This window comes from Roseimicrobium gellanilyticum (genome assembly GCF_003315205.1).
GTDB classification, from domain to species: Bacteria; Verrucomicrobiota; Verrucomicrobiia; order Verrucomicrobiales; family Verrucomicrobiaceae; genus Roseimicrobium; species Roseimicrobium gellanilyticum.
The window spans coordinates 24,970-44,950 of sequence record NZ_QNRR01000010.1 but is presented as its reverse complement, the minus strand read 5'-3'; the positions used below and the strand labels follow the sequence as shown (position 1 = coordinate 44,950).

The 19,981-nt window shown below is 59.4% G+C and carries 18 protein-coding genes; 8 read left to right on the top strand and 10 right to left on the bottom strand.

Annotated features, from left to right (window positions below; translation table 11 throughout):
* Positions 1–198: 198 nt before the first annotated feature.
* Positions 199–846, bottom strand: coding sequence for a c-type cytochrome (locus DES53_RS23555; RefSeq protein ID WP_170157339.1), 648 nt, complete (start codon positions 844–846; stop codon positions 199–201).
* Between the two features lie 266 nt (positions 847–1,112).
* Complete coding sequence (locus DES53_RS23550; RefSeq protein WP_113960786.1) at positions 1,113–2,807, bottom strand: sialate O-acetylesterase; 1,695 nt, start codon at positions 2,805–2,807, stop codon at positions 1,113–1,115.
* Between the two features lie 252 nt (positions 2,808–3,059).
* Here DES53_RS23550 and DES53_RS23545 point away from each other — a divergent pair, with 252 nt between their 5' ends.
* Positions 3,060–4,550: a S1C family serine protease gene (locus DES53_RS23545; protein ID WP_113960785.1), complete on the top strand. Its 1,491-nt coding sequence runs from the start codon at positions 3,060–3,062 to the stop codon at positions 4,548–4,550.
* Positions 4,551–4,598: 48 nt separating this feature from the next.
* On the opposite strand, the gene DES53_RS32570 is transcribed toward DES53_RS23545, so the two are convergent.
* The 4 genes from DES53_RS32570 to DES53_RS23530 all read right to left on the bottom strand — a co-directional run bounded on the left by DES53_RS32570 (position 4,599) and on the right by DES53_RS23530 (position 7,971).
* Entirely contained in the window at positions 4,599–5,036 is a 438-nt protein-coding gene (locus DES53_RS32570) for a hypothetical protein (RefSeq protein ID WP_147263572.1), read from the bottom strand.
* A gap of 50 nt (positions 5,037–5,086) precedes the next feature.
* Positions 5,087–5,584 carry a hypothetical protein gene (locus DES53_RS23540; RefSeq protein ID WP_147263571.1) on the bottom strand — a complete coding sequence of 166 codons (498 nt, stop codon included), beginning with the start codon at positions 5,582–5,584 and terminating at the stop codon, positions 5,087–5,089.
* 191 nt (positions 5,585–5,775) lie between these two features.
* Positions 5,776–7,449 carry a 30S ribosomal protein S1 gene (gene rpsA / locus DES53_RS23535; RefSeq protein WP_113960783.1) on the bottom strand — a complete coding sequence of 558 codons (1,674 nt, stop codon included), beginning with the start codon at positions 7,447–7,449 and terminating at the stop codon, positions 5,776–5,778.
* Positions 7,450–7,650: 201 nt separating this feature from the next.
* A complete protein-coding gene (locus tag DES53_RS23530) occupies positions 7,651–7,971 on the bottom strand; it encodes a DUF4339 domain-containing protein (protein WP_113960782.1) in 321 nt (106 codons plus the stop codon).
* A 176-nt stretch (positions 7,972–8,147) separates the two neighbouring features.
* Here DES53_RS23530 and DES53_RS23525 point away from each other — a divergent pair, with 176 nt between their 5' ends.
* Entirely contained in the window at positions 8,148–9,431 is a 1,284-nt protein-coding gene (locus tag DES53_RS23525) for an MFS transporter (RefSeq protein WP_113960781.1), read from the top strand.
* Between the two features lie 164 nt (positions 9,432–9,595).
* Here DES53_RS23525 and DES53_RS23520 read toward each other — a convergent pair whose 3' ends face one another.
* Both DES53_RS23520 and DES53_RS23515 read right to left on the bottom strand, forming a co-directional pair.
* Positions 9,596–9,979, bottom strand: coding sequence for a RidA family protein (locus DES53_RS23520; protein ID WP_113960780.1), 384 nt, complete (start codon positions 9,977–9,979; stop codon positions 9,596–9,598).
* A gap of 149 nt (positions 9,980–10,128) precedes the next feature.
* Entirely contained in the window at positions 10,129–11,634 is a 1,506-nt protein-coding gene (locus DES53_RS23515; protein WP_113960779.1) for a M81 family metallopeptidase, read from the bottom strand.
* Positions 11,635–11,683: 49 nt separating this feature from the next.
* On the opposite strand from DES53_RS23515, the gene DES53_RS23510 reads away from it, so the two are divergent.
* On the top strand, positions 11,684–12,607 hold the full coding sequence (locus DES53_RS23510) for a tetratricopeptide repeat protein (protein ID WP_113960778.1): 924 nt from the start codon (positions 11,684–11,686) through the stop codon (positions 12,605–12,607).
* Positions 12,608–12,630: 23 nt separating this feature from the next.
* Here the strand turns inward: DES53_RS23510 and DES53_RS23505 are convergent, their stop codons facing one another.
* Positions 12,631–13,278: an RraA family protein gene (locus tag DES53_RS23505; protein WP_170157338.1), complete on the bottom strand. Its 648-nt coding sequence runs from the start codon at positions 13,276–13,278 to the stop codon at positions 12,631–12,633.
* Positions 13,279–13,391: 113 nt separating this feature from the next.
* On the opposite strand from DES53_RS23505, the gene DES53_RS23500 reads away from it, so the two are divergent.
* The 5 genes from DES53_RS23500 to DES53_RS23475 all read left to right on the top strand — a co-directional run bounded on the left by DES53_RS23500 (position 13,392) and on the right by DES53_RS23475 (position 18,488).
* The gene (locus DES53_RS23500) at positions 13,392–14,501 is read left to right on the top strand and encodes a D-TA family PLP-dependent enzyme (protein WP_113960776.1); all 1,110 of its coding nucleotides are present in this window, start codon (positions 13,392–13,394) and stop codon (positions 14,499–14,501) included.
* Between the two features lie 68 nt (positions 14,502–14,569).
* Positions 14,570–15,676, top strand: a complete 1,107-nt coding sequence (locus DES53_RS23495) for a dipeptidase (RefSeq protein WP_113960775.1) — start codon at positions 14,570–14,572, stop codon at positions 15,674–15,676.
* A 259-nt stretch (positions 15,677–15,935) separates the two neighbouring features.
* Entirely contained in the window at positions 15,936–16,733 is a 798-nt protein-coding gene (locus tag DES53_RS23485) for an SDR family oxidoreductase (protein ID WP_113960773.1), read from the top strand.
* 38 nt (positions 16,734–16,771) lie between these two features.
* Positions 16,772–17,749, top strand: coding sequence for an amidohydrolase family protein (locus tag DES53_RS23480; RefSeq protein WP_113960772.1), 978 nt, complete (start codon positions 16,772–16,774; stop codon positions 17,747–17,749).
* Entirely contained in the window at positions 17,730–18,488 is a 759-nt protein-coding gene (locus tag DES53_RS23475; protein WP_113960771.1) for an SDR family NAD(P)-dependent oxidoreductase, read from the top strand. The genes DES53_RS23480 and DES53_RS23475 overlap by 20 nt, the downstream gene beginning before the upstream one ends.
* Here the strand turns inward: DES53_RS23475 and DES53_RS23470 are convergent.
* Positions 18,439–19,914: a sodium:solute symporter family transporter gene (locus DES53_RS23470; protein ID WP_170157337.1), complete on the bottom strand. Its 1,476-nt coding sequence runs from the start codon at positions 19,912–19,914 to the stop codon at positions 18,439–18,441. The two genes, DES53_RS23475 and DES53_RS23470, sit on opposite strands and share 50 nt — an antisense overlap.
* Positions 19,915–19,981 lie beyond the last annotated feature (67 nt).

Below are 19,981 nucleotides of genomic sequence, written 5' to 3'. Positions count from 1 at the left end.
GAGATGAGCTCCCCCAAGGATGGCCACTGTGGCCAGCATCACCCGGCACATGACCGTTTGTTCCATCAACAGAGAAAACCACGGTGCAGTGATGCTTTGCCACACACGCCGGCGCCACGGAATCCGTGGGAGAGCTGGAGGTCCGGTGATTGCGGGAGCTGGCGACGCCTCATCCATGATGTGGCCCATCATAGACACCTACTTCTCCTGCACTCCAGTCCGGAATGGATCTTCGTCCTTTGATGCGGTCTCACTGCTCTTGGGTTTCTGAAGTTCCATCAAGTAGGCCACCAGGGAGTGCAGCACCTCCTCGCTCTCCACAAAGCCGGAACTGAAGACCATCTTCTGTCCATTCACATCCTTCGGGTGTACTCCACGAATGCCTGACTGGTATTTTCGGATCTGGGACGCAAGGTACCAATCCTGCAGCCCCACCAGCGGCGGACTGGCAAAGAACAGCTCACCCTCTGCATTGTACCGGTGACACTCCATGCAACGTTCCGCATAGAGTTCACGTCCGGCGGCGACATCCGCCACCATGGTCGGAGAGGGCGTGACACGCTTCATGCCTGCCACGTGGCGCGCCATGGCCGCCAGTTGTGACTCGCTCAGCACCTTGGACACGGCGCGCATCATTTGCCCCTCCAGGTCCTTCTCGTGGATGCCGCGGCGATCCGCCCGGAAACTCTCCAACTGCCCCTGCACATACCAATCCGGGAGGCCAGCAATCGATGGAGCCTTCACCTCCGCCCTGCCCTCGCCCCTGCTGCCGTGGCAGGTGGCGCAGACATTCTGATACAGAGTGGTCATCCCCTCGCTGGACGGCTCATCGGCTGCCTGCGCCATGATGCTGGTGACTCCCAACAGCAATGCCGCACCAAGCGCTCTGGAGACAAAAGGCAACATCAGGTGATGAAACCTATCACAGGAGCCACTCCGGCTCGCTGCAAAGGTTGCGATCCTTGCCTCAAAAACTCGGACCTTCGCCCCGCGGAGATTTGCAGCTCTTCGGCCGAGACACTGCAGGCTCCGCTGTGTTGCGTGCCTTGCCGCCCCGGAGCGTATCCCGTCATGCAGACGGGACCCCTAGGGGCAGCGACAGGCTTCAATGCCTAGGACCGGGACTCGGTCGCGGGCTTCTTGGCAGGTTCAGCAGGACGCACCTCCTCCTTTTTGGCGGAGGCGGGAGCGGGCACAGGCTGATTTTCCGTGAAAGGATTCAGCACTCCCTTGGTCGAGAGATCGAACTTGTCCGAACGGAAGACACCCGTGGGCAGACCGTCCTTGTTCACAAGATTCGCTTCAGGAATCCATCCGGCCCAAGCGTAACGCACCGCGACGGGATTCTTCACTTCCTCGCTGGAGACATGCACCTGCGGGCGACCGGCGAACACCCTGGCCTTCGCGGGTTTCCACACGCGATCTTCGCCGCAGATGATGAAGCCTTTGATCTCACCACCATCGCGAGCCTTGAGTCCCTCGGCATTGCTGAAGTTCACCACGACCTTGGCACCCGTGACATCAGCACCGGCATACACGGGGCCACCCGAGAGGAGATCTTTCACCTTGTAGTCTTTCACCAGAGCCTGGCGGGCAAGCCGGCGACCGACGTCCTGCTTGTTCTTCGGATGAATGTCTTTTTCATCGCCAATGTCATTCGTCACCGCGAGGCCGCACTTCGGAGTCTTGATGGCAGTGAGGAATTGCCCCCACTGCAGTTCTGCCCAGGCATCAGGTGTACCAATCGGTTTCGGACCGCTGGGGCCGAAGCCCGCGAGCTGTACAATATAGAAGCTGAAGTCATCGCTCCACTGCTTGCGCCAGTCTTTGATCATCGTGGGCAGAAGCGTCTGGTACTGCTCGGCACGGCGTTGGTTCGACTCCCCCTGGTACCAGATGGCACCCTTCACGGTGTAAGGCACCAGCGGGGCAATCATCGCATTGAACAGCACTGCGGGGCGATGCTGGGACTTGGTCTGATCCTGGAAGGCACCAGGTGCATTCGGCACAGGCTTCTGTGCGGCACCGGGCTTGGCATTCTCTTCTTTGATTTGCGCAATCTTATCCTTCTGCACCTTGGCGGCAGCTTCATACTGCTCCTTGGCCTTGGCGGCATCGTAGGTTTTGAAGAACTCGTCCCATCCTGCGATGATCGCCTTCAGCGAGGGAGAGGCTTCCAGCGCAGGCTTGCTGGTCCAGGCCTCCGCACGGGTGCCGCCCCAGGAGGTATTGATGAGGCCGATGGGCACGTCGAGCTTCGCCTGAAGTTCCCGACCGAAGAAGTAGCCCACGGCGGAAAAGCTGGGGATGGTCTCAGGACTGCAGACGAGCCAGCCTTTAGTCCCTTCCACCACCTTCTGCGGTTCATCCTTGGCGACGTTCGGGACAGTGAAGAGGCGGATGTTGGGATGCTTGGCTTCCGCAATTTCCTTGTCCGGGTCGAGCGAGGCCTTCACGGACCACTGCATGTTCGACTGGCCGGAGCAGATCCAGACTTCACCCACGACAACGTTCTTCAGGGTCACCTCGTTCTTGCCCTTCACCGCAAAGTCGCGGCCTTCGGCACTGGCTTCGAGCTTGTCCAACGCCACCTTCCACGCGCCGTCTTTGTCCGCCGTGGCCTTCTTGCTCTGGCCGGCAAAGGATACAGACACCTCCTCACCCGCGTCTGCACTGCCCCAGACCGCGACGGGCTTGCCGCGCTGGAGCACCATGTTGTCCGTGAACACGCTGGCCAGCTTGACGTCCGCGTGAAGCGAACCGGCTGCTGCCGCGAGGAGTGAGGTGAAAAGAAGGAGACGTTTCATGATGACTTGGAAGTACCGCCGGTGATTGAAGCGGGAGTGGAGGTTTTGGCAAGGATGGGGTTTGGGTACAGGAACAAGCCCTCAACCGGAGCAATGAGGGCGGAAGAAAACGGTGCAAAACGTTCGCATTCTTCCATGGAACAAAAATTCTTGCTTGTGGTTTACTAAGGACGCCGCTTAGCCTCGGCTTGCCGGGCCACCACGGCTTGGAAAAATACGTTCCTGTCCCTCGTCATCACCTGACCAGCCGCCATGATCGCGAACTTCGCCTGCCCATTCTGCCAGGCCATGCTACAGATGGATGCCTCCCACGCCGGCGCCCAGGTGCGCTGCCCCGCCTGCGGCCAGGCCTTCCAGCTCGGAGCCCTGCCGGAGCCGGAGATACCCACGGCCACCCTGGTGCAGCCGAAGGCAGCCTCTCCGCCACAGCAACAACAGCACCGGTCACAACCCCAACCATCGCACCCTCAGCAGCCCCAGAGGCCCACCGGACGACCGCCCCAGCAAGCTCATACGCCCCATCCCCAGGCACGCCACCCGGGACCACAGCGTCCTGGGCAACCACAGTACCGGCACCCTACGGCAGAAGATACCGCCAGAGAGGAGACCAAGGCAAAGCTCATGCTGGCTGGCATCGTGGTGGGCGCAATCGTGCTGATTGGCGTGGCGGTGCACTTCTGCATCAAGTATGTGGAACACGTCGAAGGTGAAGCCTCCGGGCTCAAAGAGATGGCCCGCATGGACGCCGCCCGCGAGAAGGAGGCCATTCGTGAGGAGCTCGCCGCGCAGGAGAAGGCGGAGAAGGCCAAGGAAGCGAAGCGCACGGAACTCCGCAACTTTCTGAGCCTGCAGTTCTGCGGGGGCGATGATACGGTGGCTGGCGAACTCCTCACCGCCATGGAAAAGGTCTATGACGAGGCGGTTGAAGCCTTCAACTCCGGTCAGCTGCCCTCAGACCTCCCCGGATTCATGGAGCAAAGCCTCATCAAGAAGATTACCGCAAGTCCGGTGCTGAGAAAGTTCTTCGGGTCACGCTCTGCAGAGGACTTCGCCAAGACCTTTTACGGCAGTATGGAGCGCCGGCGCGGGAACGAGGGACAGGGACAAACTCTCGGTCTGCTGGCGAACTATTCCTCCATGGGCAGTGGCTTCTTCGTCTCCAGCGACGGCTGGCTGCTGACCAACCACCATGTGGTGGACAACGTGACTGAAGTGGACATCCGCACCGCATCCGGTGAAATCCTCAAGGCCCACGTGATGAAGACGGATCCGAAGGCAGACCTCGCCCTGCTGAAGACCTCCGGCGCGGCCCCAGAATGGCTTCCTCTGAGCGACGGACAGGCAACACTTGGCGCGAGCGTATTCACGGTTGGCTATCCGCGCCCCACCCTTCAGGGGGTGGAGCCCAAGTTTACGGATGGCACGGTGAGCAGTCTGAAGGGGGCACGAGACGAGGCTTCAAGCTACCAAATCTCCGTGCCTGTGCAGCCCGGCAACTCCGGAGGTGCACTCGTGCATCTGCAGAGTGGATGGGTGATCGGTGTGGTGCGCTCGGCCTTTGATCCCTCCGAAGCTCAAAACGTGAACTATGCGGTGAAAAGCACCGTCGCCCGAGCATTGATCGAATCGACCACTGCCGCGAAAGCGCTTCTCAAGGTCCCGGTACCAGCCAATCCAGCGGATGCCAGCACCACCATCGAGAAGGTGAAGTCCGCCACGGTGCTGGTGTTGATCCCGAGATGAGCGAGGAAATGAGTCGGTACGCACCGTCCACTACAACGACCCGGCTTTCTAAGAACATCGCAGAGCCATCCATCTGGAGCCCAGCCATAGAAGCCCAGCGCCTCCAAAGAGGATCGCAACCTCCCAGTTCCCTTCATTACCTGTCCAAGGTGCTCCGCCTCTCCAGATGCAAAAGGCCAGCAACGTCATGGCAAAGGCGAACTCTGATGAATCCGGTGGAAGGTGATTGCGACGAGGCATCCGGACTAAACACACAATGGCAACACCGGCCGCCAGATAACTCACCAACTCAAACCGCGGCCAATGTGTGAGGGTACGGTATCCCGACACGATCACCAGTGCCGCCAGCGTGCAGGCGACAATCACCTGATGCAGGAGAATGACTTTTGAAAGGCGCATTGATGCGTGCTGGATGCGGAAACTCTCTGATTGTAGCGGCACCGAAACGTTCGCAAGTTTTCCAAAATCAGCATCGGAAAGGCTCATCACCTAACGAAATAGATGAGGCCACTCGGAAAACACCTTGGCCGCGGCTACTACGGGATTCCGTCCAGCGATTTGGACTGCCGCAGGATGCGCTCGTGAAATTCGGTATCGGGAATGTGGATGGTTTCCAACGCATGAGTAAGCGCCACCCTGGCGAACTCGCCGTCTTTGATTCGAATTCCACAAGGAGTTGCGATTAGGATCGCCTCATCATCTGAAATGCCCGCCGTGTTTTGATGCATGACATAGTCGAATCTAGGCCGTGTACTCCTTTCCCACTCCACATGGCTCCAACTCATGGATCGGAATCCATCCCAACCATCCAGCCTGTTTTCCAGATTCTTGAGTTGTTGGATCGCTACCAGATCTTTTCGCTGCTCCGGGGTGAGTTGAGCAATCATCAACGCAAATCTCTTCATCGCGGATTCCGCAGCCAGTCTTGGTGATACAGGAGAAAGCTGCGAACCACATCCCGGTGAGACGAGCGCACCAACAATCACGACGATTGCGATGACAGCTGTGACCACAGCAAGGCTTCTATTCGACATATCCAGATCGTAGGCAACTCCGCAACACCTGACAAGCGAGCAAGCAGTGAAGCGATGGGAACCCAAGTTTTGCGAGCCACTTATTCTGCCCTACAAAACAAAAAAGGAGCCCCTTTCGGGACTCCTCTTTTGTGCGGCCGGTGTGACCCGGCCCTCGGTAATGTTCTTGTGGCTGCAGCCGAAGCTTGAGCTTAGCCCTGGCCCGGACGGTATTCTTCCGTCGCGAACTTGAACGCCTGCTCCAGGCCGACGAGGTCGGTGCTGGGGCGCAGGGATTCGAAGGCCTGGCTTTCCTTCTTGAGGGACTCTTCGTCGTAGTTGACCGCCTTGATGGAGAGACCGATGCGACGCTCGACCTTGTCCACCTTGATGACGCGGGCTTCCACTTCGTCGCCGACGTTGAGCACGTCCTTGACCTTGGCCACGTGATCTTCGCTGAGCTGGCTGATGTGCACGAGGCCGTCGATGTCGTCCTCGAGTTCCACGAAGGCGCCGAAGCTGGCGATCTTCGCCACACGGCCCTTGACGAGGTCGCCCACCTTGAAGCGTTCGTCGATTTTGCTCCACGGATCGTCTTCGATCTGCTTGATGCCCAGGCTGATGCGCTGGTTGGTCTTGTCGATCTCGAGGATGGTGGCTTCCACTTCCTGGCCCTTCTTGAGCATTTCGGAAGGATGGTTGATCTTGCGGGTCCAGCTCAGGTCGGAGACGTGAACCATGCCGTCGATACCTTCTTCCAGCTCCACGAAGGCGCCGTAGGCGGTAAGGTTGCGAACCTTGCCCTTGATGCGGCTGCCGATGGGGAAGCGGTTGTCGATATCGTCCCAGGGATTGCTGTCGAGCTGACGCACGCCGAGGGAGATCTTGCGCTCTTCCTTGCTGATGCCGAGCACCACCGCATCGACCGTCTGGCCGACCGTGAGGACATCGGACGGACGCGCGATGCGCTTCGTCCAGGAGAGTTCGGACACGTGGATGAGACCTTCCACACCTTCTTCGATCTCCACGAACGCGCCGTAGGCGACGAGCTTGGTGACCTTGCCGTGCACGCGGGTGCCGACGGGGTAGCGGCCTTCGATGTTGTCCCAGGGGTTGGCCTGGAGCTGCTTCATGCCAAGGCTGACACGTTCCTTCTCGCGGTTCACTTCGAGGATCTGCACCTCGACCTTCTGGCCGATGGAGAGAAGCTCGGAAGGATGGTTCAGGCGGCCCCACGTCATGTCGGTGATGTGAAGCAGACCGTCCATGCCATTGAGGTCGATGAAGGCACCGAAGTCGGTGATGTTCTTGACCTGACCTTCGACGCGGTCGCCGGGGCGAACGCTCTCAAGGAAGCGCTGGCGCTGTTCGGCGCGCTCGGCTTCGATGACTTCGCGGCGGCTGAGGACGATGTTCTTGCGCTCGTCGTTGACCTTGACGATCTTGAACTCGTACACCTTGCCGACGTACTCGTTGAGATCCTTTGGCGGGATGATGTCGATCTGCGAGCCGGGAAGGAAAGCTTCCACGCCCACGTTGACCATGAGACCGCCCTTGACGACGGACTTCACCTTGCCCTTGACCAGACCACCGTCGAGGAACACGCGGTAAATCTTGTCCCAGTTCTGCTTGTGGGCGGCCTTTTCCTTCGAGAGGACAACCATGCCCTCATCGTTTTCGAGGCGCTCGAGGAGCACTTCCACTTCATCACCGACGTGGATATCCTCGTCTTCGAATTCATTGGAAGGGATGGCTCCCTCGGACTTGTAGCCGATGTCCACGAGGACGATTTGCGGCTTGATTTCAAGGATCCTGCCTTTGACAATGGATCCTTCGTGCAGGGGGCGGAACGATCCAGCGATCATTTCCGCGAGCGTAGCGCTCATTAGTATGTGCTTGGGTTTGTACGGTTTAACAACTCAATGCGACCCGTGGGTAGCACGCCTGTCCTGCCTTGAGCCCGCTTCAGGCATGAGGTTGGAGGCCGGACAGAAGAAGCGGGCAGGCAGTGTCAGGTTGCCTGGGGGAAAAGGCAAGGGATTTCCATCCTGAAAATGCACGGTCTGGCGTACCAGCGCAGGCACGTCTCACTTCTTCCGCATGCGGCCGAAAAGCCTTCCAAAAAGCCCTCCGCTCCGGGGCGCCTCTTCTCCTTTGCCATCCCCCTGCCCCTCCAGCCCGGCAATCGGGATGCGGTCTGTGGTACCGCGGGCTTTCTGGGCAAGGTCCGCATTACTCAGATGGGCGACGATTTCCGGCTTCGCCTTCCACACCGGCTCCCAGCCGGACATGGCGGGATGCCATATGAGCGTCTCTCCGCCTACCGTGTCGTTCGAAGCCAATTCCGCCAGATACTGGTCATCCACGGGGCCGTGGGCGCGTCCTTCAATGGAGTAATACCAATTCATCTCGCGTGTTTGAGTACTATTGTTTCAATCCGGAAATTTCGGGGGCTCCCGGCCAAGTTTCAAGTGAGGAAAAACGTATTTGGCCGCGATGGTGCTGCGGAAACCTTTCCGTGGCAGCGCGTTAGTCTGCTCCGCACCGGACCCAAAACCCCAGTCAAGCCAGCCCGCCCTCCCACATGCGCCCCACCAGCGTCCGCCATTCCGTGCTCTTCGCCACGACGCTGACGGCGTTTTTGATGTATCTCGATAGGGCCTGCCTGGCATGGATGCTGGACTCGGACTCGTTCAAAAACGACCTCCACCTCACTCCGGACCAAAACAGCCACATCAAGAGCGCCTTCTTCTGGGCCTATGCACTGGCTCAGGTACCCGCCGGGTGGCTCGCGGAGCGCTTTGGAAAGCGAACACTCATGACAATCCTGATCGTCACGTGGAGCGCTTTCACCGCTCTCACAGGATTTGCGAATGGCATCTGGATGCTCCTGCTGGCGCGCATCGGGTGTGGATTGGCGGAGGCGGGCGCCTATCCCATCAGCGGCAGCCTCTTGAGTCGCTGGGCGCACCTGAACTGGCGCGGATTTTCCAGCGGGGTGGTATCGCTCGGTGGCAGGTTGGGGTTTGTTCTCGCACCGCTCATCACCGTGAGCATCATCGTCGGCACGGGCAACTGGCGCTGGGCAGGATGGATCTACGGATTGACCGGCATCATCGTGGCCCTGGTCTTTTGGTGGACGTTTCGAGAGACTCCAGAGACCCATCCCCGCTGCAACGAGGCCGAACGCGCGCTGCTGAATGAGGGAAGGAATGCACCGACCGAAGATTCCAGCGCACCTCGTCGCTCCTTCCCCTGGAGGGCCGTGCTCACGGACCGCAGCCTCTGGCTCATGTGCGCGTACCAAATGCTCACGAACTTTGGCTGGGCATTCGTGATCAACTCGATGTCCACCTACCTGCGCGATGTGCGCAAGCTGAGTGATGAGATGAATGGATACATCTCCACCCTCACACTGTTCATCGGTCTCTTTGGCCTGCTGCTGGGAGGACTTCTCACGGACTGGCTGACACGGCGCTTCGGTCTGCGCCTCGGCCGTTTGATTCCTCTTTCCGTGACGCGCTTCGTCTCCGCGGCGATGTGCATCGCCTGCTTGTGGGTGCAAAATCCATGGCTGCTTGCCGTGTGTCTTGGCCTCATGGTCTTCTCCACGGACTCAGGCCTACCCGCCGTATGGGCTTGGGCACAAGATGTGGGCGGTCGCAACGTGGCGCCCATCTTTGGCTGGGCCAACATGTGGGGAAACTTCGGCGCGGCCCTGCAGGCAAATCTCGCCGGATGGTTGCTGGCTACCTTCGACAAGAACGGGGACCAAAACGAGCTCTTCATCGCCTGCGCCATCGCCTTCACCCTCGCCGGCTTCCTCTCCTTCGGCATCAATGCATCGAAGAAGGTGGAAGGGGCGTGATGACAGCGAAACTAGTGATGGGAACTGGCGGGTAAGAAAACCCGCCGGACGCTGCCCGGTCAGGAGACCCGACTTCCTGAAGAATCAGATGCTCTCAAGGATCGGGGACATTCCTGTCCCCGCTCTCTCGGGCTATCAACTATCGACCCTCAACTATCAACGAACTAGCTCTTCACCACTGCCACGGCCTCGATCTCATAACGCAAGGTCGGCGGCAGGCAGTTCGTGATGGTCGTCCGTGTGGGATAGGGCTCAGTGAAATACTCGCGGTACAGCTTGTTGTACTCCACCACGTCCGAGGCATCGCGCACGTAGTTCCGCGTCTGGATCACATCGGCCAGAGTGCAACCCGCTGCGGCAAGGACCTTACGCAGATTCTCCACGGAACGACGGAACTCGCCTTCAAAGGTATCACTCACAATCTGGCCGGAGGCATCCACGGACGCCTGTCCAGAGACGAACACAAAATCCCCGGCGCGAATCACGGGACTGAAGGGAAGGTGGGAAGTAGGCGTGTCCGACAGCTTGGGATAGGTGACTTCAGTCATGATGAGAAAAGAGAAATGTGTGCGATGCGAGGCATGAGCATACGCGCGCCGGGCCCTCGGTCACGCAATCTCAAACGCCTCTCCTCCCAGCCTTCTCTTGATCTCGCCTCCTTTGCTGCTTCGCTGCTTTGCGTCTCACTGAAAATGCATCACTTCTCCCCCTCGCTCAGCGGCCAGATGGGCCGGCGAATCTTCACATACGGCAGCTTCCGGACGTCACTACAGCAGGGCCCTGGTGTATCCACCCATATCATCTTCGAGGCGACGCCATCGTACGCCCGGCGATGCGCCACGGCGGCCTTCACTCCGATGATGGCCACTGTTTCTGGATGAATGCCCTGGCTGCGCCACTGGGCGAGATCGAAGGGCGGCGTCTTGACCGAGGTCAACAGGATGGTCACACCCGCATGCCTCACCACGGCACACGGTCCCATGTGGAACGTAGAACCACACATGCTGGCCAGATGACTCTGCCTGTCCTCCAGGTGGAAGGTGCCATCGCTGCGCGAGACCAGTGTCACTCCCAGGCTGTAGGGTCCTTCATCAAGACGGCTGCCTTTGCCTCCGATATCCAGAATCGTGGTGCCGCCAATCTGCACCTCTTGCAGTGCCGCCACCGCCCGGGGATCTACGATGGCAACCACCGCCCCCATCGCGCGATGGCGCACCAGCGCGCGCAGCAATCCGGTCCCATCCCCGGGAGCACCGCCGCCGATGTTGTCCGCGGGCTCCACGAGTACCACCGGTCCACGCGGGAGTTCCGGCCGCTCTGCCACCAGATCTTTGACGATGTCTCCCACGGGCGGCTCGGTCTTGTCTCCAGATCGGCGCAACTCCCACGCGGCATGGCGGAGCTGCTTGAGCGCCGTGTCCGCTTCAAATTCATCTCCAGTAGTGGCGATGGAAAAGCTCACTCCCGTGTCTGGCGTGTCCCCAAAGGCGAAGCCTGCAATCACATTCACCGCAAGAAAAGACGAATGCTCCTGCTCCAGCCGTCGAGCCACGACCTCCAGATCGCGCATCGGCGAATCTGCCGTGCCAGTGCCCGTGGGAGGCCACACGATGCCTGCATGGCGCCAGTACATGCGGGGCGAGGACTCGGTTTGCAGCGTGCCATGCAGCAGCTCCGCCGCCAGTATGGCCATGGCCTCGCCATCGGTGTGGGGATTCTCACGATAACCCACCAGACAGCTCGCGTGGCGGGCCATGCGCTCAGTGAAGTGCGCATGCAAATCATACACGCCAAAGATGGGCAGTGTGGCGCCCCCTTCAAGATTGCGAATGCGCTCCAGGATTTCGCCTTCCACATCATCGTGGGTGGGCGTGGTCATGGCGCCGTGGAGCACCAGATAGATTGCATCCACCTTGCCGTCACGCAGGGCATCCGACGCGCCCTCCACCAGGAAGTCACGCCACCAGACATCCAGCACCTCATCCGCCACCATGCCTCCCGGTTGCGCACGCATGTCCACGGTGGGCAGGATCTCCCATCCATAACGCGCCGCCGCTTCCAAGAAACCTCCCAGGGGCGATCCGTCCCCCTTGCATGCCAGCATCTCCGCACCCCGCAGCACCGCAAAGTCCTTCAGCTCCGTGCGGTCATCGACGAAGGTGTGCGTCTCATGGAAGATTCCAGCGAGCAGGATGCGGGACATACAGAGAGATAACGCTGGTCAGGGCTCACCCGTTCTTCTAAAAAATTTCATGCGCTCCTGTTTCCGTGCCGTGCTTGGCTTGGTGTTGTTCCTCTGGCTGGCTCTGCTCGGAGATGCGGGGGCGTGCATCTGGCTCAGAGGTACAACCATTGAGGGAGGATACGGTGAGAGGTCGGACTACACGGGAGCGCAACGCCTCGCCATTGAAGGCGGAGAGTCACCCGAAAAACGCCTGCTCGGCATCAAACTTTCCTACTCACGCTCAAACGAGCCCTCCCAATATCTTAACGATGACGCAGTTGAGAAACTGATGCTTGGCGATGCCAAGGCCGCAGCACAAGATTTGGAGGCCGTTGAGAAAGCCCATCCGGGGCACTACTATACCGCAGCGAATCTCGGAACCGCCTACGAACTCTCTGGAGACGATGAGAAGGCACTTCAATGGATCTTGGAGGGAATTCGTCGCGATCCCGATGCCCACATGCGAACGGAGTGGCTGCATGTCAGGATCCTGGAAGCAAAGATAAAACTGAAGTCCGATCCCGCCTGGCTGGAACGCAACTCGATTTCCGGAATCGACTTCGGCGCAGTAAAAAAGTCAGGATATAAACTCACCACGCTTCAGGGCGCGCTCAATGGAGCTGAACTCCACAAGTCATTGTGGACCCAGCTCTCCGTGCGCATGCTTTTCGTGGAGCCTCAGGACCCCATTGTAGCACAACTCCTCTATGAGCTGGCCCTGGTCGAAGCCCAGACGAAGTTTCTTGAAGAGGCAAAGGAATATCTGAACCTCGCCGAGACTTACGGACTCTCGTCCGAAAGGGGGAAACCGCTTATCAAGACTTGGAATCGAGTCATCTGGTGGTCAAAGCTCGGAGAAATTGTCCTCTGGATTGTGGGACTTCCCGCCATCTTCATTGTCCCCATCTGGCTCATGAGACGGCTCAAGCGCGTGCGCGCCGATAGCTTCTGAAGACCCGCTGCAATTTTTGCCTGTCACAAGATCCCATGCTTGCGAAACACTTCGCCCATGGGCACCCCGGCGGCCAGATCTGCGCGGGCGATGTTTTCGCCACTGACTTTTTCCAGCGCCAGCTTCACAGCTTCCTCCGCCACCTCGCCGGGGATGATGACCACGCCGTCCTCGTCACCGAGGATGTAATCACCCACCTTGGTGGTGACTCCTCCGATAGTGATGGGTTCACCTATTTCGATGATATCCGCTCGACCTTTGCTATCCGCAGGGTGGTATCCGATGCCAAAGATGGGGAAGTCCAACTCTTTAATCTTCCACATGTCCCGTGTGCAGGCCGTCATCACCACCCCACCGACTCCTTTGTACAGGCAGGCGGTGGTGAGCAGCTCACCCCAGAAACCACAGGTGCGATCCTCACCCGCATCCACCACGAGTACATCCCCCCTTGTCATCCCATCCACCGCAGCAATCTCCAGCTTGTACGGCTCTGCAGGGATGGCCAGCACGGTCACGGCGCGGGCCGGGAAGACGCGGCCGCAGATCTTCTGCGTGGGCGTGAGCGGGCGGATGTGCGATGCGAGTGTCTGGAAGCGCAGACCGAGGCCATCGAGCACGTCGGCGACCACGGCGGAATACAAACCGGAGAGTGAGGCAAGAATATCGGACATGAGAGTGTAGGAGTGATTCCCAACGCACCAAGGATGCCGCATCTGCCACGCTTCTTTGCGCTTTTTGTTGCACCTTTCCTCCCTTCAGGCTTCGCTCACTTCACCAAGCACCCATGACTCCCTGGCACGAGATTTCCAACATCGCCGAGATTCCCACCCCCTCCCTGGCGGTCTGGCCGCACCGCATTGAGGAAAACCTGCGCCGCATGGTGAAGATGGTGCAGGGTGACACCACCCGCCTCCGGCCGCACATGAAGACGCACAAGATGCCGGAGGTGATCAAACTGCACCTCGTTCATGGCATCACGAAATTCAAATGCGCTACCATCGCGGAAACGGAGATGACTGCCTCCGAAGGTGCCGATGAAATCCTACTCGCCTATCCTCCCGTGGGACCAAACATCGGGCGATTGCTCCGCTTGGTGCAGAAGTATCCTCACACGAAATTTGCAGCGACGACCGACAGTGAACCGGCGGCACGCGCCCTGTCTGAAGCCTGCGATGCAGCAGGCCTCACGCTGGACGTCTATCTTGATCTGGACTGCGGGATGCATCGCACCGGAATTGCGCCAGATGATGCAGCCTTTGATCTCTATCGCTTGCTCACCAAATTGCCGGGACTGAAAGTGGCTGGCATCCACGCCTACGACGGCCACATCCACGATTCCGATCTTGCGACACGCAAGACTGCAGTGGAGACCGCCTTCAGCGCAGTGGAAGCGTTTCGCGAGCAGTTACTTGCTGTAGGACTGCCGGTGCCGAACTACATCGCCAGTGGCACGCCCACCTTTGGCATTCACGCGTTGCGTGGCTCGTACGAATGCAGTCCCGGCACCTGTGTGCTGTGGGACTGGGGCTACGGCACAAAACATCCTGACCTCGACTTCCTGCATGCGGCGCTGGTACTCACGCGGGTCATCAGCAAACCCTCCACCGGCCGCCTCACAGTGGATCTAGGTCACAAGGCGATTGCCGCGGAGAATCCGCATCCGCGTGTGCATTTCCTGAATCTGCCCGAAGCACGGGCAGTGATGCACAGCGAGGAACACCTGGTGCTGGAGACGCCCCATGCGGACGAGTTCTCCATCGGCGATGTCCTCTATGGAGTGCCGTGGCACATCTGCCCGACAGTGGCGCTGCACTCCTATGCCAATGTCGTGCGCGATGGCCGAGTGGATGACATCTGGCGTGTGTCGGGTCGTGAGCGTGTCCTGTCTGTCTGAGCCTAATGATGCACTCCCGATATTGAATCACCACGACTGAATACGTAATCACCGGCAGTATTCCCTTCATGTCCCAGTCTCCGTCCCAGCCCTTCATTCTCGACGCGCATCTCGACATCTCCATGAATGCCCTGGAGTGGAACCGCGACTTTACCCGTCCTGTCGCTGAGATTCGCGAGCGTGAGCAGGGCCAGACCGACAAGAAGGATCGAGGCAATGGCGTGGTCAGCTTTCCCGACATGCGTCGCGGTCGCATCGGCATTTGTGTGGCCACGCAAATCGCGCGCTACGTGAAGCCTTCCAATCGCCAGTTCCCCGGCTGGCACTCCCCTGCGCAGGCCTGGGCCATGACGCAGGCGCAGCTCGCATGGTATCGCGCCATGGAAGAGGCAGGTGAGATGCGGCAGATTCGCACAACCGCGCAACTGGAGGAAGTGTATGCACTCTGGACCGGGACCAATGCGCCAGTGAACGCGGAGAAGCTGCCCATCGGCTACGTGCTCACGCTGGAGGGTGCGGATTCGATGATCACGCTGAAGCACCTGGAGCGCTCCTACAACGATGGCCTGCGCATTCTAGGCCCCGCCCACTACGGCCCCGGGACGTATGCGCCCGGCACGGAGTGGGATGGCCCGCTCAGCGCGAAGGGACGTGAACTGGTGCAGGAGATGGATCGCCTGCACATGATCATGGATACCACGCACCTCACCGACCCGGCGTTTTGGGAAGCGGTGGAGCTTTTCCAGGGGCCCATCTGGGCCAGCCACCAGAACTGTCGCGCACTGGTGAATCATCAGCGCCAGTTCAGTGACGAGCAGCTCAAGTGTGTGATCGAACGTGGCGGCGTCATCGGCGCGGCGCTGGATGCATGGATGATGGTGCCGGGCTGGATCAAATTCACCACGAAGCCCGAAGACACCGGTGTGAGCTTGAAGCACATGGTGGATCATATCGATCACGTGTGCCAGCTCGCGGGGAATTCGCTGCACGCCGGCATCGGCACAGACCTGGACGGTGGATTTGGCCGGGAACAAGCGCCGCTTGATTTGGAGACGATTGCGGACTTGCAAAAGGTACCGGGGCTGCTGGCCGGTCGCGGCTATAAGCCGGAGGACATCGAGAACATCATGCACGGCAATTTCCTGCGCTTCCTGAGGAAGCACCTGCCGAAGTAATGGTCACCAAGCTCCAAGTGATGAAACCAACGCTACGACCTCACAGCATCGGTGACCATTTGGAGTGCTGGAGCTTGCTCCAGCTTTCAGCAGCGGAGCTTGCTCCGCGTGAAGGCACGAAGGAGGACGGCCACCTCAAGGAATGTTGCTTGATCGGTCGCAGCTTCACGGCAGCAAGCTGCCTACCGGACAGCTGGAGCAAGCTCCAGCACTCCAAATCCACGGTGCCCGCCTCTTGCATTAAACCGGTGTTCTTCTCATGAATCCCACCCTGCAACCCAAGCCCCCCTTCGACCTCTCTGGGAGGAACATCTGGGTCTTCGGCGGCGCGGGATATCTGGGCCGCGCGGTGGTGCGCCTGCTCGCTGAGATGCAGGCACGGGTGCTCTGCGTAGACCTGGAGCAGCGTGCGCAGCAATTCCTGACGGAGGAGAATCTTAACTCCGCCGTTACACCAGCCTCTCTTGATGTCACTGAGGTCAGTGCCACACAAACCTTTGTCGCAGAACAGATCGCTGCGTATGGGGTGCCGGATGGCCTTGCCGTGCTCACGTACACCTCTACCGCAAAGCGCATGGACGACCTGAGCGCTGAGGATTTCGACCGTGTGAATCACGGCAATCTCACCGCGACCTTCGCTCTTTGTCGCGCCATCGGACAGCACATGGTGAATCATGCTGGCGGCAGTATGGTGCTCTTCTCCAGCATGTATGGTTCGGTGTCCCCGGACCCTTCTGTTTACGAAGCACCGATGACTCCCAACCCCATCGAGTACGGCGTGGGCAAGGCAGGTATCCAGCAGATGGCCCGCTACTTCGCCGTGCACTGGGGAAGACAGGGCGTACGCTGCAACAGCGTCTCGCCCGGTCCCTTTCCCAATCCGGCAATCCAAAAGGACCTGCCGGAATTTGTTGAGCGACTCGCCTCGAAAGTCCCGCTGGGCCGCATTGGCCAGGCACACGAAATCGCCGGTTCCGTGGCGTTCCTCCTCAGCGATGCATCCTCTTACATCACCGGGCAGAACCTCGCCGTGGACGGTGGCTGGACGGCCTGGTGATTCAGTTCTCATTCCACTTCACTTCACACTTTCCCAAGATGCTCATCGACTGCCACAACCACATCGGTGCGGACTTGATGTTCTACCTCCACGGGGACTTCCCCTACGCACAGCAGATGGTGGACATGCTTCAGGAAGGAAGCTCGCTCGGAGTGACACACTGGATCGCGTTTCCCTTCGTCTCGTACGCCGCGATGGACGTCACAGGCTTCCGCGAAGGCTCTGTGCGCTTCGGCTCCGGCACCTCCCTGGAGATGGTGCCGTATGCCTTCGAAAACCGCCGCCTACTGGAGGAGTGCCAGCGGCTCTTCCCAGAAGAGGGGAAAAAAGTACTGCCCTTTGTGATGGTGGATCCCATGCGGGACACCGGTGTGCAGGCTCGCGAGCTGGAGAAACTGCGGGAGCAATACCGCTTCTACGGCATCAAGATCCAGAGCACCATCATCCAGTCAGACATCAAGCGGCTCGCGCATGAGGGCAGCATCTTCCTGGATCTCGCCCGCCAGTGGGACATTCCCTTCCTCATCCACAGCAGCGTGGCGGAGAGCGACCTCTGGGCACAGGCACATGACATCATCGACATTGCTGAAGCCAATCCCGACATCCGCTTTTGTGCGGCGCACTCGTGCCGGTATGACAAGGAATGCCTCGACCGCATCCAGGTACTGCCGAATGCGTGGTTCGACTGCTCCGCGCACTGCATCCACTGCAAGGGGGTAGTGGACGATCTGCCGTATGTGGCACCCAGGGAGCGTCGCTTCGACACGGACTACACGGATCCCGCCCGCGTGATTGCGGACCTCGCCGCCGCCTATCCTGACAAATTCCTCTGGGGCAGCGACTCCCCCTTCTACAGCTACGCTGCCGAGATCAATGAACAGGTGGTGAAGCTCATCAGCACGTATGAAGCAGAGGTCGCCGCCTTGAAGAAGTGTGGTGAGGAAGTAGTGCGGCGTGTTGCCGATGTGAATACCCGCGCTTATCTGAAGCTCGCAGATGAAAACATTCTCGCTTGAACGACGCGCCGCGCTGGTGACCGGATCGTCGCAGGGCATCGGCCTTGCGGCAGGTCTTGCGTTGAAGGAGGCAGGAGCCCGCGTTGTGTTCCATGGATTGGATGCGAAGCCTGCCGAGGTTCCAGCAGACAGCTCCTATGCGCAGAGCGATTTGCTCGGAGAAAATGCCAGTGAGGCCCTCATCTCCCAGGCCTTCTCCACGGAGCCCGGCCTCGACATACTCGTCTGCAATGCCGGCAGCTTCTTTGACCTGCCCGTGCTGGAGATGACGCGGGAACGTTGGGACCGCACCATGAACCTCAATGTGCGCGCCTCCTTCTTCTTGGCGCAGGCTTTTGCGAAGCGTTTGGTGGCCGAACAGCGTCCGGGCTGCATCGTAGTCACCGCAAGTACGAATGGCTTCCAAGCAGAAGCGGACTCCTGCGCGTACGACTCCAGCAAGGGCGCGCTGGTGATGCTGACGCGTTCTCTCGCGGTATCCCTCGCCCCCCATGGCATTCGCGTGAATGGCATTGCGCCTGGCCTCATTCGCACTCCACTCACCAATGTGTGGATGGAACCCCAATCCGCCGATCTGCTAGCACACTACGAAAAGAAAATCCTGCTGGGTCGCGTGGGCACACCAGAGGACTGCTCTGGCGCAGTCGTCTTCCTTTGCTCCGATGCCGCCCGCTACATCACCGGCGAGATCATGGTGATCGATGGGGGACTGACGGTGACGCAGATCGGCCGGAAGTAAGCAGGCCCACCACCATGGTGATGATGGTGCCAATCATGGTGTGCCAGAGGAAATTCACCTGCTTGGCGGCAAACAGATTGATGCCGAGCAAGGCTACAAAACCAACCACACACCCAATGATGGCGCCACGGGCGTTCGCCTTCTTGGTGAAAATGCCCAGCAGGAACAATCCCACCATGGGACCACCCACAAGCGCGATGATGGTATTCACCGACTGCACCAGATTGCTCTTCATGGTGGAGATGAAGAAGGCCAGACCCGTCACCAGCACTCCGTAGAAGAGGGTGTACCAACGCGACTTGGCCAGCAGCAACTTCTCCGTCAGCGACTCCGGCTTGCTCAGCGTCTGGTAGAAGTCACAAAGCGTGGCTGAGGTAAGCGAGTTGATGCCGGCAGAAACTGTGGACATGCTCGCCGCAAAAATGGCGGCAATGAGCACACCGGCGAGCCCAGAGGGAAGCTGGGTGACGACAAAGTAGGGCAGGATCTGGTCCTCCTTTTGGATATGTCCTGCGCTGAGGGGGTCACCTTGAAATTTGTAGAACGCATAGAGGACCAGCCCTGTGCCGTAAAAGAGGACAAGCACCGGGAGCATCATCCAGAGCTTGATCCACAGCGAGCGTTGCGCATCTCGCAGGCTCCCCGCCGTGAGATAACGCTGCACGGAAACCTGATCCGTCGCCATCTGCACGAGGCTGAGAAACGCTCCGCCGATGATGGTGGCCCAGAACGTGGCGTGCACACTCGGGTCAAAGGAGAAGCTGATGTTCAACTTTCCATCTGCGCCAGCGGTCTCCCACACTCCGGCAAAGCCCCCGGGAATCTTGGATGCCGCCAACAATACAATGACCAATTGTCCCCCGAAGAGCACAGCGAGTTGCATGACATCCGTCCAGATGACGGCCTTCATCCCTCCGAAGACGGTGTACACCGTGGTGACCATGCCGGTGCACATGATGGTGAACCACAGGGGCAATCCGGTCACTTTTTCCAATGCCAGTGCCGGCGCATAGGTGGCGGCGGCGAGCCAGAGCGAGACCCGCAGAATGAAAAGGCCGGAAGCGAGCAGCCGCACTGACAGAGAAAACCGGTCCTGAAAGAAGTGATACGCCGTGAAGTAGCGGCTGTTGTAAAAGAAGGGCAGCAGGTAGATGGCCGTGAAAGGTGTGGCGATGAAAAACGACAGCATCACCAGGGAAAAGGCGATGCCATTTTTGTACACCTCTGCCGGACCCGCGAGGTAGCTGACACCGGAGAACAGCGCCGCCATGATCGTCATGGCCACCACGAATCGATTCACCTTCTGCCCCGCAAGGAAGTAGTCCTTCATCGTCTCCTGACCGCGCGCGGAGAAGAGCCCAATAGCCACGGAGGCCAAAAGATAGGCGCCGAAGATGGTGTAATCCAGCCAGGAAAAATTCGCCATCTTGGGCATACGTGAATGCTCTCCACTCCTTGCGCGGCAGCACAAAATGATTTGTCTGGATTCCAAT